The 14,127-nt window shown below is 68.7% G+C and carries 13 protein-coding genes; 1 reads left to right on the forward strand and 12 read right to left on the reverse strand.

The genetic code is table 11. The features are described from left to right. Positions 1-6: 6 nt before the first annotated feature. The gene (locus ITJ49_RS02680; protein WP_123939933.1) at positions 7-933 is read left to right on the forward strand and encodes an NAD(+)/NADH kinase; all 927 of its coding nucleotides are present in this window, start codon (positions 7-9) and stop codon (positions 931-933) included. Positions 934-987: 54 nt separating this feature from the next. On the opposite strand, the gene ITJ49_RS02685 is transcribed toward ITJ49_RS02680, so the two are convergent. The 12 genes from ITJ49_RS02685 to ftsH form a co-directional block, all read right to left on the reverse strand. Further along, on the reverse strand, positions 988-1,893 hold the full coding sequence (locus ITJ49_RS02685; protein WP_194601031.1) for a hypothetical protein: 906 nt from the start codon (positions 1,891-1,893) through the stop codon (positions 988-990). Positions 1,894-2,241: 348 nt separating this feature from the next. After that, on the reverse strand, positions 2,242-3,279 hold the full coding sequence (locus ITJ49_RS02690) for a sigma-70 family RNA polymerase sigma factor (RefSeq protein ID WP_194601034.1): 1,038 nt from the start codon (positions 3,277-3,279) through the stop codon (positions 2,242-2,244). A 504-nt stretch (positions 3,280-3,783) separates the two neighbouring features. Beyond that, positions 3,784-3,969: a hypothetical protein gene (locus ITJ49_RS02695; RefSeq protein WP_194601036.1), complete on the reverse strand. Its 186-nt coding sequence runs from the start codon at positions 3,967-3,969 to the stop codon at positions 3,784-3,786. Positions 3,970-4,009: 40 nt separating this feature from the next. Beyond that, positions 4,010-5,503: a lysine--tRNA ligase gene (gene lysS, locus ITJ49_RS02700; protein WP_194601039.1), complete on the reverse strand. Its 1,494-nt coding sequence runs from the start codon at positions 5,501-5,503 to the stop codon at positions 4,010-4,012. 17 nt (positions 5,504-5,520) lie between these two features. Continuing rightward, positions 5,521-6,273, reverse strand: a complete 753-nt coding sequence (locus ITJ49_RS02705; protein WP_194601041.1) for a Rossmann-like and DUF2520 domain-containing protein — start codon at positions 6,271-6,273, stop codon at positions 5,521-5,523. After that, positions 6,270-8,075, reverse strand: a complete 1,806-nt coding sequence (locus ITJ49_RS02710; RefSeq protein WP_194601044.1) for a PH domain-containing protein — start codon at positions 8,073-8,075, stop codon at positions 6,270-6,272. Before ITJ49_RS02710 ends, ITJ49_RS02705 begins: the two co-directional genes overlap by 4 nt. Further along, positions 8,072-8,554: a PH domain-containing protein gene (locus ITJ49_RS18035; RefSeq protein ID WP_370544339.1), complete on the reverse strand. Its 483-nt coding sequence runs from the start codon at positions 8,552-8,554 to the stop codon at positions 8,072-8,074. Before ITJ49_RS18035 ends, ITJ49_RS02710 begins: the two co-directional genes overlap by 4 nt. 606 nt (positions 8,555-9,160) lie before the next feature. Then, the gene (locus tag ITJ49_RS02720) at positions 9,161-9,640 is read right to left on the reverse strand and encodes a DUF3180 domain-containing protein (protein WP_194601047.1); all 480 of its coding nucleotides are present in this window, start codon (positions 9,638-9,640) and stop codon (positions 9,161-9,163) included. Then, positions 9,637-10,188 carry a 2-amino-4-hydroxy-6-hydroxymethyldihydropteridine diphosphokinase gene (gene folK / locus ITJ49_RS02725; RefSeq protein ID WP_194601050.1) on the reverse strand — a complete coding sequence of 184 codons (552 nt, stop codon included), beginning with the start codon at positions 10,186-10,188 and terminating at the stop codon, positions 9,637-9,639. Before folK ends, ITJ49_RS02720 begins: the two co-directional genes overlap by 4 nt. Further along, positions 10,185-10,547, reverse strand: coding sequence for a dihydroneopterin aldolase (gene folB / locus ITJ49_RS02730; RefSeq protein ID WP_370544340.1), 363 nt, complete (start codon positions 10,545-10,547; stop codon positions 10,185-10,187). Before folB ends, folK begins: the two co-directional genes overlap by 4 nt. Continuing rightward, positions 10,540-11,331: a dihydropteroate synthase gene (gene folP / locus ITJ49_RS02735; protein WP_194601417.1), complete on the reverse strand. Its 792-nt coding sequence runs from the start codon at positions 11,329-11,331 to the stop codon at positions 10,540-10,542. Before folP ends, folB begins: the two co-directional genes overlap by 8 nt. 687 nt (positions 11,332-12,018) lie before the next feature. Beyond that, a complete protein-coding gene (ftsH, locus tag ITJ49_RS02740; protein ID WP_123939961.1) occupies positions 12,019-14,028 on the reverse strand; it encodes an ATP-dependent zinc metalloprotease FtsH in 2,010 nt (669 codons plus the stop codon). Between the last annotated feature and the right edge of the window lie 99 nt (positions 14,029-14,127).

The raw sequence follows: 14,127 nt of genomic DNA on the forward strand, positions 1-14,127 counted from the left end.
CGGGTCATGGGCAACTACACGGTCGGTCTGATCCCCCACCCCACGAAGCCGGTCACGCCGTCGATCGACGTGCTGCGCGAATGGCAGGGGCCGGCCGGCGCCCACCTGATCGCGCTGACCGACGATGCGGCACGGGTCGGCGAGGGCATCGAACTGGTCGACGAGGCCACGTTCGTCGAGCGGGTCGACGTCGTCGTGTCGCTCGGTGGTGACGGCACGATGCTGGGGGCCATGCGCCTCGTCTCGCAGCGCCCTGTGCCGGTGCTCGGAGTGAACTACGGCAACGTCGGGTTCTTGGTCGAGATCGAGCCCGCCGAACTGCCGGGCGTGCTCGACACGCTCGCGTCGAACGAGTTCTCGCTCGAGTCGCACCACGCCATCGAGGTCGTCGTCTCGTCGACCGGATTCGAATCCTCCTTCCTGGCCTTCAACGACCTCTCCGTGACGCGCCGCCCCGGCCAGGGCGTCGTCACCGCCGATCTGCTCGTCGACGGCACCCCCTACGGCTACTTCAAAGCCGACTCCGTGGTCGTGTCGACGCCCGCGGGCTCGACGGCCTACAACTACGCCGCGGGCGGCCCGGTCGTCAGCCCCGCCGTCGCCGCGACCATCGTGACCCCGGTCGCTCCGATGGCGGGGATCGACCGGACCATCGTGCTCGGGCCGAAGGAGCTCCTCAAGTTCGTGGTCGGCGCGGGCACGCGCTCGGCAGCTCTCGAGCTCGACGGACGCGTGGTGTCGGACGTCGGCGAGGGCGCCGTCATCAAGGTGCGCCTCCGCGAAGACGCGGGGATCGTGGCCCGCCTCGACGCGGGTCGCCACGGCCGCAAGGGGCGACTGAAGCTGAGCCTGATGGACCTTCCGCTCCGAGAAGACCAACTGCTCGAGTTGGTCCCCCCGGCGGTCCGGGCCCGCTTCCTGCGACAGCACTGACCCGCTCGCCGCGCCCTCTTTCGGTCGCTCGTGGGCGTTCTCCGCCGGTGCTCGTCACGCTAGCGCCTCCGCCCCGATGTGTCGAGAGAGACGGTCGATCAGCGCCCTGGGCGCACCGAAGTCGTCGTCGGTCACTCGCAGCACTCGCCAGCCCGCGTCGTGGAAGTTCTCGTAGCGCAGCACGTCTCGACGCCACTGGCCCCGGTCGCTGCGATGCTGATCACCCTCATACTCGATCACCTTCTTCTGCCGTCGGTACACGAGATCGCCGTGCCCCAGCACCCGCCCGCCGTCGTCGGTGACCTCTCCGTTGAGCTCGGGTGGCTCGGGCAATCCGCCCCGCACGATCAAAAGCCTGAGCTCGGTCTCTTTCGGCGACCAGACGTTCGGTCGGATCCACCCCAGGGCCTCCCGCAGCCGCCGAGCCCCCCGCCGGCTACCCCAGCGCCGAGCCGCCACCTGCAACCGCTCGACCGGGAGCTCCCTCGCGGCTTCGAACGGCGACCACCGCCCGGCGAGCGCGTCGCCCATGATGACGATGTCGTCGAGCGGCAGGAGCGCGGCGCACTGCAGCCAGCACGTGACGGGGTCGACCACGGGGAGGATGTCGACGAACCGACCGCATACACCCAGGGAGCGATGGGCGACGACACCCGGGCGGCTCGGATGCGCCCCACTCGGGCTGACGACGTGCAGCGGGCCGGATCCTGCGCCCCCGGGAAGAGGGAGACCCCACAACGCGGCGGCCGTGAGGTGGCTGAACAGGTGATCCGGCCGCAGAGCAGGCATGAGGGCCGCACATCGTTCTTCGATGGTGGAGACCGTCCCGGCGACGCGAATGCCGTGGTGCGGCACTAGAAGATCGGTGGCGTCGATCCGTGCCCGGCGAAGGCCCAGAGCGCGTGCCTCTGCCACGGCGAAGGGAGCGCCAAGCAGGAGGGGAGGGAGGGGAGATCTCATGCATCAAGCCTGGCGAGCGGGGCTACCCCCGGACGGCGAGCACCCAATTCTGTGGAGAGATGCGGGCGCGTAATTCCCTGTGGGGACTAGGCCGCGTTCTCGAGTGCCGCCAATTGCAGCCGCCCTGCCTCCGGCGGCGGCATTAGGCGGCACTCGCATACCAGCCGTCGAACCCGGGCACCCCGAGTGACGGCAAATGCCACCGGGCAAGGCCGGGAGACGACATTCGGCGACACTCGGCGGGCCGGCCGACCGCCACCCACCGCCCACGGCAAAGGCCCGCCCGTATTCAGCACGGACGGGCCTAACAACGCCGACAAACGGGACGGGGCGGCCCCGGAAAACGCTCTACTGCAGGTATAGCTGCAGGTCTTGCGACACAGCCTTTGCGAACATGCGCAGGCGAGCTCGCGACTCGACGCGCGAGACGGCCTGGCGCGACGAGTGGACGCGCTTGGAGATCTCGTCGAGGGTCATTGGCTGGTCGTCGTCGAGGCCGAAGCGCATGCGGATCACGCGGGCCTCGTCGTCGGGCAGGCCTTCGACGAGCGAGTGGATGTCGCGGTTCAGCAACGACGTCTCGGTCGCTTCGCCGGGCGAGGGGGTCTCTTCGTCTTCGATGAAGTCGCCGAGCTCGGAGTCTTCCGCGTCGCCGACGACGGTGTGGATCGAGACGGGCTCGTGCGAGCGCGACTTGAGGTCGACCAGGTCGGCGACCTCCATCGCTACCTCGGCGGCCACCTCGTCGACAGTGGGCGCACGGCCCAGGTCGACGGTGAGGTCGCGCTCGGCGCGCGAGATGCGGTTGATGCGCTCGACGGTGTGAACCGGGATGCGGATGGCACGCGCCTTGTCGGCGAGGCCGCGGGCGATGGCCTGGCGGATCCACCAGGTAGCGTAGGTCGAGAACTTGTAGCCCTGCGTGTAGTCGAACTTCTCGACGGCACGAACGAGGCCGAGGTTGCCCTCCTGGATGACATCCATGAAGGGGAGGCCACGCTGCGTGTAACGCTTGGCGATCGAGACGACCAGGCGGAGGTTCGCCGTGATCATGCGGTCTTTGGCACGCTCGCCGTCGTGGATGAGCCAGCGGTAGTCGCTGCGGTCGGAGGCCGACACCTTGCCGGCGGCGTCGAGCTCGGCGAGCTTCTCTTCGGCGAAAAGTCCGACCTCGATGCGGCGGGCGATCTCGGTCTCCTCCTGGGCGTCGAGGAGGGGCATGCGGCCGATGTGGCGGAGGTAGTCGCCGACCTGGTCGGTCGAGGCGCCCCGCACCTGCCCGAGGACTTCCACTTCGACATCGTCGTCAGTGGAGGTGCTGGTCTGTGCGGCGGTGGTGGCGCCCTTGGTGTTCGCGCGGACGTTGCTATCGATAGTTGTCGACATGTTTTCTTCTCCATCCCTAGCGAAATCAGGCCCCTGCTGAGACCCCGATTCGACGGTGAAGCTCCGATGCTCGGATGTTTTCGCCGCACTACGAGTCTTCCGAGCGGGTACAGCCCTCCCAAAACCGTTCAGGGCGTTCCCAAGTAATCTTTGGGGACGCTCCCAGAAAAGACGGCGTATCGGGGTACGCCACTGCACATTCTTTGACATGCAGTGCCCTTCGGGTGTACTGCCCGTTCTCTCTCTACGGGGTACGCCAGGCCCAGGCAATAGCGCTGAATTCCCAAGGTTCCGTACCCCCGCTCTCGCCGATTGGGGGACGCCGGGGGTCACGAAGGTGTCCGGCGCATTTCGTTCCGATGTCCAGAGCCCCGCGCAGAAGGGGGACACCAGGATCCGCGCCACCGCCGCTCGACCCACCGTCCGCCCCGCACGACGACGACACCCCCGCACTCGAGGTGCGGGGGTGTCGGTTGCTGCGAGGGTGTCGTCGCGGAAGCCCGCTTACGCCGCCGGCCGGGCCTCTTCAGCTTCGGCCTTCGCGCGCTCTTCGGCCTCGATAGTGGCGTAGGCCGTTCGCTCGTTCTTGTCGGCGCGGAAGATCGCGCGCATGGCGAACCAGAAGATCAGGCCGACGAGGATTGTCGGGGCGATCGAGAAGACGATCCCGCCGAGGAGCGAATCAGGCATGCCCTCAGGGTACGTCACGAAGCCCGGACGCACACCGGGATCACTTGACGAGCGGGAAGAGGATCGTCTCGCGGATTCCGAGGCCGGTGATGGCCATGAGCAGCCGGTCGACGCCCATGCCCATGCCGCCCGTCGGCGGCATTCCGTGCTCGAGCGCCTTCAGGAAGTCCTCGTCGAGGCGCATGGCCTCGACGTCCCCGCGAGCCGCGAGCTGCGCCTGCTCGACGAAGCGCTCGCGCTGCACGACGGGGTCGACCAGCTCGGAGTAGCCGGTGGCGAGCTCGAAGCCGCGGACGTAGAGGTCCCATTTCTCGACGACGCCCGGCTTGCTGCGGTGCGCGCGCACGAGCGGCGACGTGTCGAGCGGGAAGTCCATCACGAAGGTGGGGCGCTCGAGCGAACCCTTGACGAAGTGCTCCCAAAGCTCCTCGACGAGCTTGCCGTGGGTCTCTTGGGCGACGCTGATGCCGAGGTCGGAGGCCATGGCCTGCAGCTCGGGCAACGGGGTGTCGACGGTGATGCGGGTGCCGGCGGCCTCGCTGAGCGATTCGTACATCGAGATGCGATCCCAGTTGCCGCCGAGGTCGAACTCGGTGCCGTCTGCCCAGGTGACCACGTGGGATCCTGCGACCGCGAAAGCGGCCTTCTGGATCATCTCTTGCGTGAGGTCGGCGATCTGGTTGTAGTCGCCGTACGCCTGGTACGCCTCGACCATCGCGAACTCGGGCGAGTGCGTCGAGTCGGCGCCCTCGTTGCGGAAGTTGCGGTTGATCTCGAAGACGCGCTCGATGCCACCGACGGCCGCGCGCTTGAGGTAGAGCTCGGGCGCGATGCGCAGGTACAGCTCGGTGTCGAAGGCGTTCGAGTGCGTGGCGAAGGGCCGAGCCGAGGCGCCGCCGTGCATCGTCTGCAGCATCGGGGTCTCGACCTCGAGGAACTCGTGCTCGTCGAACGTGGCGCGGAGCGACTTCATCACGGCCGCGCGAGTGCGAACCGTGGCGCGCGCCTGCTCGCGGACGATGAGGTCGAGGTAGCGGCTACGGACGCGCGTCTCTTCGCTCAGCTCGGAGTGGAGGTTCGGCAGCGGCAGGATCGACTTCGAGGCGATCTGCCACTCTTTGACCAACACGGAGAGCTCGCCCCGCCGCGACGAGATGACCTCGCCCGACACGAAGACGTGGTCGCCCAGGTCGACCATGGCCTTCCACCGCGCGAGCGACTCGTCGCCGACCTCGGCCAGCGACACCATCACCTGAATGCGTTCGCCGTCGCCCGACTGCAGAGCCGCGAAGCAGAGCTTGCCGCCGATGCGGAAGTGCACGATGCGCCCAGCGAGACCCACGATGTCGCCGGTGGCGGTGTCGGTCTCGATCTCGGAGTACTGCGCGCGGACGGCCGGGATCGTGGTGGTGATCGGCACGGCGACCGGGTAGGCGCCCTCGCCGGACTCGATCAGGCGCAGGCGCTTCTCGAGGCGGACGGCCTTCTGCTCGAAGACCTCGTCTTCTGTCAGGTCGGCAGGCGCGTCGGTCATCGCTCGAACTCCAAAGATCAGGTGAGGGGGCCGTCGTCGTCGAAAGACGGCATCTCGATGGTACCGGGGCCGAGCGACCCGTCGGCTGTGCCCAGCGCGCGGTCCATCGCGGATCGCACGAGCGGCGCGATCACCCGACCGGGTTCGTCGAGTCCGAGTTCGCGGAGGATGCCGACCGACTGCGACACGATCGCGGCCGAGAAGGTCGTCGCCGTCTCGACCGCCTCGGCGTACTTCGCCCGGTCGGCGTCGGCGACGACGACGGGCTCGGCGCCCATCTCGACCACGAGCGCCTGCCCGATCGGCAGCACCGGGCCCGGAGCCGTGACGGCGCAGTAGGCCTCGCGCAACCGGACGAGGTCGATGGTGGTGCCGGTGAACAGGAGTGCGGGGTGGATGGCGATCGGGATCGCGCCCGCGGCCCTCGCCGGGTCGAGCACCGAGAGACCGTGCCCGGGCGACGTGTGCACCACGAGCTGCCCGGCCTGCCAGGCCTTGGTCGCGGCGAGCCCCGAGACGAGGTCGTCGAGCTGGTCGTCGGGCACGGCGAGAAGCACGAGCTCGCTCCGTTCGACGATGTCTTGCACCGACAGGATCGGTACGCCGGGCAGGATCGCGTCGGCCCGGTCGCGGCTCACCTCCGACACGGCCGAGATGCCGACGATGGCGTGCCCGGCTGCGGCGAGCGCGGCTCCGAGGATCGGCCCGACGTGGCCGGCGCCGACGATTCCGACACCCAGTCGCCCCGAGGGCCGGCCGGCCGGGCTCACGAGGTCTCTCCGTCGACACGGCGAAACGAAGGATCCGGCGCCGGCCACTGCTGACCCGAGGTACTGGGCGCATCCCCGACCCCCTCCAGCCACCGGTGCGTCTGGTCGGCTCGAGCCGCGCCCACGGCGTGTGCCGCCGACGTCTCGAAGAACTCGGCCGCCTGCGCCTGGTCGAGCGCGCCGATGCTCGCGGTGATCGGGCCCTGCACGGTGTGGAACTGCAGGGCGGCCAACCCGAGTCGGCGCAGAAGGGGCCCCTGCGTGATTCCGACGCTCTGCACGCGCGGCAGTGGAACGACGATCAGTTGACGCCAGATCGCCCCCTTGCGCAGCAGCACAGCGCCCGGGGCTTCACGGAAGCCGTTGCGGCGCCACGAGAACCAGCGGAGCACGGCGGCACGGCGGGGCGAATTGGCGAAGCCCCCCTCGTCGCCGCTCGACGTCATGCCCGCCTCGATGAGCGACAGCGTCTCGGACGACTTCTCGACCGCCAGCCCGGGCTGCGCCGCGACGACGTCTTCGGCGGTCGTGTGCCCAGCGGCGAGCGCCTCGGCCGCGTCCGCCTCGGCGGCCGAGAGCCCGACGAGCTGCGGCAGGATCAACTCGAGCACGCGCGTGACGTCTTCTTTGCTGCCCACGGGCAGGATCGTCGTGTTGGCCTGGTTGTCTGCGCCCTTGGTCGACGAGTGCGAGGCACGGTTGATCTTGACCTCCCACCAGCCGAACGGCCGCCAGGCGAGGGGCTGGCTCAGGCGGATGGAGTGCACCCGGCCGGGCGGCAGCGTCTCGTTGCTCGTCGAGAGCAGACCCCAGCCGATCCGGATCCCGTCGGGTGTGGAGGCGATCGAGTAGCGGAGTGACTTCACCACACGACGCGAGTAGTAGCTGAACGACCCGAGGAGCGTCGGGAAGAACACGAAGAGCAGGAAGTACTCGCCCGTCGTGACGATGCTGACAACCACGGCCACGATGATGGCCACCAGAAAGAGCGTGAAGCCGCTGAGCACGGCCGAGCCGATCAGGCGCCCGAGGTGCATCCGCACGACCGAGCGCGGTTCGGTCTCTCCTTCGCCGAGCGGCTCGGCGAGGAACTCGTTGAGGCGCTTCTCGAGCACCCCGCTCGCGCCGACCTGCTGCGCGATGCCCGGCTGCGCTCTCCCGGCTGCTTCGCGCTCCGACTCCGCACGACCGCTGGCCCTGCGCAGGATCTCGGACCGCACCTCTTCGGCCGACGCCGAGCGGAGGTAGGCGAGCGGCACGTTCGCGTCGTTGCCCGCCTGGTTGATCTCGAGCTTCGCCGCCCCGAAGATCCGGGCGAACAGCTGCCGTTGCACGTTGATGCCCTGGATGCGGTCGAGGCGAGCCCGACGGTTGGTGCGGAAGAAGACTCCGCTGCGGACTTCGACGGTGTCGGCGGTGACCCGGAAGGTGTTCATCCGCCACGAGACGTAGAAGATCGCGACGATCACGACGAGCAGGGCGACGATGCCCAGCACGATGAAGAGGAGGAGCCCGTGGTCGACGGCATACCCGACCGGATCGTCGCTCTGGCCACCGCGGCGCCCGTCGGGCCCGGGCAGGAAGAACTCGACGAGCTGCTCCCGCAAGCTGTTGACGAAGATGCCCAAGACCACGATGAGCACGAAGCCGCCCTTGAGCAACGGGGTCGCCGGGTGCAGCCGGTGCCACTCGCCGTCGGTGAAGTCAATGGCGGGCGCGGCGGTCTTGGCCGACGCCCCGGGCTTGGCCGGCGGCCGCGGGGGCTCCGGCGGGTATTCGGGCCCGGGCGTCCAGCCGCTCACAGACCGGCCCGCCGCGTCTCGGCCAACTGCACGAGCTTGTCGCGCAGCCGATCGGCCTCGGCGGCGGGAACCCCCGGGATCGTCACAGCCGACGCCGCGGCGGCGGTGACGAACTTGAGGTCGCTCAGGCCGAGAGCGCGCACGACCGGGCCGCGGTTGACGTCGATCAGCTGCATGCGGCCGTAGGGCACGGCGACGAAGCGCAAGAAGAAGATGCCGCGGCGCACGAGCAGGTCGTCATCGCGCAACTGGTAGCCGATCGATCGGACTCGGCGCGGCGTGAAGGCGACCAGGAGGATCGTGACCATAAGGATCCCGGCCGTCAGCGCATAGCCCCACCACTGGCCCGTGAACCACGTGAATGCCGACACCCCCGCCAGCACGAGGCCGCTCAGCGCGTAGCTCGCCATCTCGGGCCACTTGTATTTCGGCGAGATGCGGGTCCAGCTGGCACCGTCGAGGTCGAGTCGGTCGGTCACTGGGGCTCCTGAGGTCGTGGCTGCTCTGCCTATGATCGGCGGTCGTCGTCGGACTGCCGCCCAGTCTGGCAGGCTACCTGACCCTCCGGCCTTCTCACCCTGGGGCCTCGGCGCTATTAGCGGTGTCGTCGCTCGCGAAGGTACGTGAAAACCCCTGTGGCAGCAGAGAGCACCGCGAGCATGTAGCCAAAGGTCCAGGTAAACGCCGCGTCCGTTTGCCGACCCACGAAGAAGAGTCCGATCCCGACAGCTATCGCCACGACGAGAACACCGTAAGCACGCCGAGAGGTCTGCGTCGATTTCTTCATGAACTCACTAGCCCTTTACTGTCGCCCAAACACCCTGAAGCGCAATGACCCCGGCTGAGGTCACCACCGCACAAGTGAAGCTATTCGCTGAGCACCACCTCTGCAGGGAGCGGTATCCGCTCTTGATTCTCTTTCGGAGATCAGCAAAGGTCTTGACGCGCCTGTTATCGGTTTCGCATGTAGATCCCCTTCAGCGGGCGGGGCCTCTCGCAGCCCCCTTCTCAACCCGCAAGCAACATATCAGAATGTCACGTATCTCGTTTTGAAAGTGACCGTTTGTGGCCAGGCGAGCTACTGCCTAGAGCCGCGCCTGCTGCGGCTGCCCCTTGTCGGAGTCGCCGTCCTCGGGCGGGATCGAGCACATGTGCTCGGCGACGAGTCCGGCCACGAGCAGCACGACTCCCCCGACGACGCCGACGACGGTCGGCACGAGCGAACTGGCGGGAACACTGACGCCGCGGGTCAGCATGTAGATCAGCATGCCGCCGACGAAACCGCCGAACAGCGCGCCCGAGAGGCTCGACGCCTTGGCGATGAGCACGACCCGCGTCGCGTAGTAGGCGTCGATGCGCTCTTTCGTGCGGCCTCGAGCCACGCGGAAGACCGGCACGGCCAGCGAGATGACGATTGCCGCGATCGCCAGCAGCACGAGGCCGAGCGTGATCGACGGAACCGCCACCGGGCGCTGCGTCGAGGCGAGAACGGCATTGAAGACGAAGCCTGCCGCGAGGGCGACCACGAGGAAAGCGACGACGGTGGAGGGGCTCGTGCGCTTCATGGGGTGGCTCCGGTGTGGTGGTCGGCGATGTCGGCGTCGAGGCGAGCGGCCCCGGCAACGCGAGACACCGGTTCGGAGAGCTGCGCGAGGAGGGGGGCGATCGGGCCGGATCCTGGGATCGCCGCTTCGGGGTCGACCTGCAGCCAGGGCTCGAGCACGAACGAGCGTTCGGCGGCTCGGGGGTGCGGCAGTGTGAGCCGCTCGGTGTCGAGCACGACGTCGTCGTAGGCGAGGAGGTCGAGGTCGAGGGTGCGGTCTCCCCAGCGTTCGACGCGGAGCCGGCCCTCGTCGTTCTCGATGCGGTTCAGCTGGTCGAGGAGCGCCTCGGGCTCGAGCGTCGTCGCGAGCAGCACGGCGCCGTTGAGGTAGGCCGGCTTGCTCTCGTCGAGTCCGTCGACGGTGAGGGCGACGCTCTCGATGGGAACGGAGGCGGCTACGACCTCGACTTCGGGGGTGGCTCGTAACGCGCTCACGGCACGGCGCAGCGTGGCGTCGCGGTCTCCGAGGTTCGACCCGAGAGCGACCACCGCCTTCGACGGGGGCCTCACGCGCGGCTCCGCTCGATCGTGATCGAGACGTCGGCGAACGGCACGGTGATAGGTGCTCCCGGCTTGTGCACGGTCACCGTGGTGCGCAGGGCGGCTCGGTGAGACAGGACGGTCGCGGCAATGCGCTCGGCGAGCGTCTCGATCAGGTCGACCGGCTCGTGCTCGATGTCGTGCACGATCTGCTCGGCAAGGACTCCGTAGTGCACGGTCTGGTCGAGAGCGTCGCCCGACGAGGCGGCCGTCGCATCGATCTCGACGACGACGTCGACGACGAACTCTTGGCCGTCGACCCGCTCGAAGTCGAAGACGCCGTGGTGCCCGGTGGCGCGGACACCGGTGAGGGTGAGTCGGTCAGGCACGAGAGCCTTTCTGCCAGGCGTCCCACACGTCGAGTGCGGCGCGGGTGGATGCGACATCGTGCACTCGCACGCCCCAGGCACCGGCCTGAGCGCTGAGTGCCGAGATGACTGCGGTGGCGGGGTCGCGTTCGCCGACGCCCGCCTCTTCGGGCAGGAGTGCCCCCAGGAATCGTTTGCGCGAGGCCGCGACCAGGACCGGCAGTCCGATCTCGGAGAGCTCGGCGAGATGCCCGAGGAGCTGCCAGTTGTGCTCGGCGCGCTTCGCGAAGCCGAGCCCCGGGTCGATCACGAGGCGATCCGGGTCAACGCCCTGCACGACGAGCTCAGCGACCCGCTGGAACAGCTCCGCCTTGACCTCGGCGACCGCGTCGCCGTAGACCGCGCGGGAGTTCATGGTGTCGCTGTGGCCGCGCCAGTGCATGGCGATGTACGTCGCGTCGGTGTCGACCACGACCTGGGCCATGTTCGGGTCGGCGAGGCCGCCCGAGACGTCGTTGACGATGTCGGCACCGGCCTCGACGGCGGCGAAGGCGGTCGCGGCGTTCATGGTGTCGATGCTGATGCGGAACCCGAGCGCGGCCAGCTCACGGATGACGGGGATCACGCGCCGTTGTTCTTCGTGCACCTCGACGCGAGCTGCCCCGGGCCTGGTCGACTCGCCGCCCACATCGATGATGTCGGCGCCGTCGGCCACCAGCGAGCGGGCGTGCGCGATCGCGTCGTCGTATCGGGCGTACCGGCCGCCGTCGCTGAACGAGTCGAGCGTCACGTTGAGGATGCCCATCACGAGCGTGCGTGCCGGCGGGGCATCGGCGACGGCGGGCGCGGCCACGGGGCCGGCACGACGGACGACGGCGATGGCGCGGGTCGCGACGTCATCAGCCGCAGCCGTCGGCGAAGGGGTGGCAGGCGGGAGCGCAGGATCCTGGTGGTCGCCCACCGACGAGACCTGCGGGGCGCGACTCGGCTCGGCGCCCGGCAGAGCGAGGGGCTCGACGAACAGCCCGCCCGCGATCAGTCGGCGGCTCGGGGTCGCCGCCCGATCGTCGGGAACGCTCTGCTGAACCGCCCCCTCGATCGTCGCCGGGGGCTTGACGGCGTCGGCCTCGCGGCGGCCGCGGGCCACGCGGCGCAGGGCTTCGCCCTGAGCGGCGACCGTCGCCCGGTCGGCGGCCAGCTTTTCGGCGGCCACCGCCTCGGGGGCGACCACGGGGTTGGCCCGCCGGCCGCTTGGGCGGGGCGCCGGGGGCGGTGATGCCTCGGGCGCCGGGCTTGCGGGGCGGTCCGATCGACGAGCGTCGCTCTGAGGCCGGGTCGCGCCGGGGTACCGCTTCGCACCACGCGGCCGCAGCCACGTCTGCTCGATCTCGGGGTGGAGACCGGGCGACGTGGCTGCGGTGGAGTCGAGGTCACTCGTGGGAGCGCGATGCGCTCCCCGAATCGTCTCGTCGGGGGTGGGCTCGGTCACGGCCTAGGCGGGAGCGATGCCGGGGGTCGTGCGGGGCGGGCGCTTACGAAGCGAGGGCTTGGACTCCGGCTCGGAGTCGACGCCGCCATCAACGGCTCCGGCATCGACCGGGATGCGCGACGGGATCTGGATCGCCGGCAGGTTCGAGGACGGACGCTTCGAGCTCGAGAGCCACTCGGGGCGCTCCGGGAGCTTCTTGACGTCTTTGAAGATGTCGGCGAGCTCGTCGTGGTCGAGCGTCTCTTTCTCGAGAAGCAGCGCAGCGAGGCGGTCGAGGATGTCGCGGTTGTCGTTGATGACGGCCCAGGCCTCGTCGTGCGCCTGCTCGAGCAGGAGTCGCACCTCGGTGTCGACCGTCTCGGCGATCTTCTCCGAGTAGTCGCGGTCACTACCGTCGCGGCCCATCATCATCTCGCCGGAGCCGTTGCCCAGCTTCACCGAGCCGACCTTCGCGCTCATGCCGTACTCGGTGACCATCTTGCGAGCCGTCGAGGTGGCCTTCTCGATGTCGTTCGACGCACCGGTGGTCGGGTCGTGGAAGACGATCTCTTCGGCGACGCGACCGCCCATGGCGTAGGCGAGCTGGTCGAGCAGCTCGTTGCGCGTGACGCTGTACTTGTCTTCGAGCGGGAGCACCATCGTGTAACCGAGGGCACGGCCGCGGGGAAGGATCGTGATCTTCGTCACCGGGTCGGTGTGGCGCATCGCGGCGGCTGCCAGAGCGTGACCACCCTCGTGGTACGCCGTGATGAGCTTCTCGCTGTCTTTCATGACGCGGCTCCGTCGCTGAGGGCCCGCCATGACTCGGTCGACGGCCTCGTCGAGGGCGCGGTTGTCGATCAGCTGCGCGTTGCTGCGAGCCGTGAGCAGCGCGGCCTCGTTCAGCACGTTCGCGAGATCGGCACCGGTGAAGCCCGGCGTCTTGCGAGCGAGCACCTCGAGGTTGACGCTGGCCGAGAGCGGCTTGCCCTTGCCGTGCACCTCGAGGATCTGCTTGCGGCCCTGGAGTCCGGGTGCGTCGACACCGATCTGACGGTCGAAGCGGCCCGGGCGGAGGAGCGCGGGGTCGAGCACGTCGGGGCGGTTCGTCGCGGCGATCAGGATCACGTTGGTCTTGACGTCGAAGCCGTCCATCTCGACCAGGAGCTGGTTGAGGGTCTGCTCGCGCTCGTCGTTACCGCCGCCGATGCCGGCGCCGCGGTGGCGACCGACGGCGTCGATCTCGTCGATGAAAATGATGGCCGGGCTGTTCTGCTTCGCCTGCTCGAACAGGTCGCGGACGCGGCTGGCGCCGACACCGACGAACATCTCGACGAAGTCCGAACCGGAGATCGAGAAGAACGGCACGCCGGCCTCGCCTGCGACAGCGCGAGCGAGAAGGGTCTTGCCGGTGCCGGGAGGGCCGTAGAGCAGGACGCCCTTCGGGATCCGCGCACCAACGGCCTGGAACTTCGCGGGCTCCTTGAGGAAGTCTTTAATCTCTTCGAGCTCCTCGATCGCCTCGTCGGCGCCCGCCACGTCACCGAAGGTGACCTGCGGGGTCTCCTTGTTGTTGAGCTTCGCGCGCGACTTGCCGAACTGCATGACCTTGCTTCCGCCGCCCTGCATGCTCGACAGGAGGAACCAGAAGATCACGCCGATCAGCAGGAACGGCAGGAGGATGCCGAGCAGAGAAAGGAGCGGGTTCGACTGGGAGACGACGTCGTCGTAGCCCTTGTTGTCGCTCGAGCCGGAGTACTTGGCGTCGGAGACGGCCTGGACCACTTCGGAACCGCGATCGGTCGCGTAGTAGAACTGCGCCGTCGACTTGTCGTTGAGCGTCAGGTCGACGCGTTGCTCGTTGCTGTAGATCTGGGCCGAGGCGACCTTGCCACCGGACAGGTCGGCGAGACCCTCCTGGGTGGTGATCTTGGTGGTGCCGCCGGCGTTGATGACGCTCCAGCCGATGCCGATGCCAACCAGGGCGATGATGACATACAGCCAGGGGCCGCGAAGTAAGCGCTTGAAGTCCATAGAGATCCGGGGGGCGCCCGACACCTTTCTGCAGGAAAGAACGTGAGTTGTAGGCTACCTCGCCGTTCCTTGCCATCGGATGGGTGTTCGCCGTAGGCC

This window comes from Frondihabitans sp. VKM Ac-2883 (assembly GCF_015350875.1).
Taxonomy (GTDB): Bacteria; Actinomycetota; Actinomycetes; order Actinomycetales; family Microbacteriaceae; genus Frondihabitans.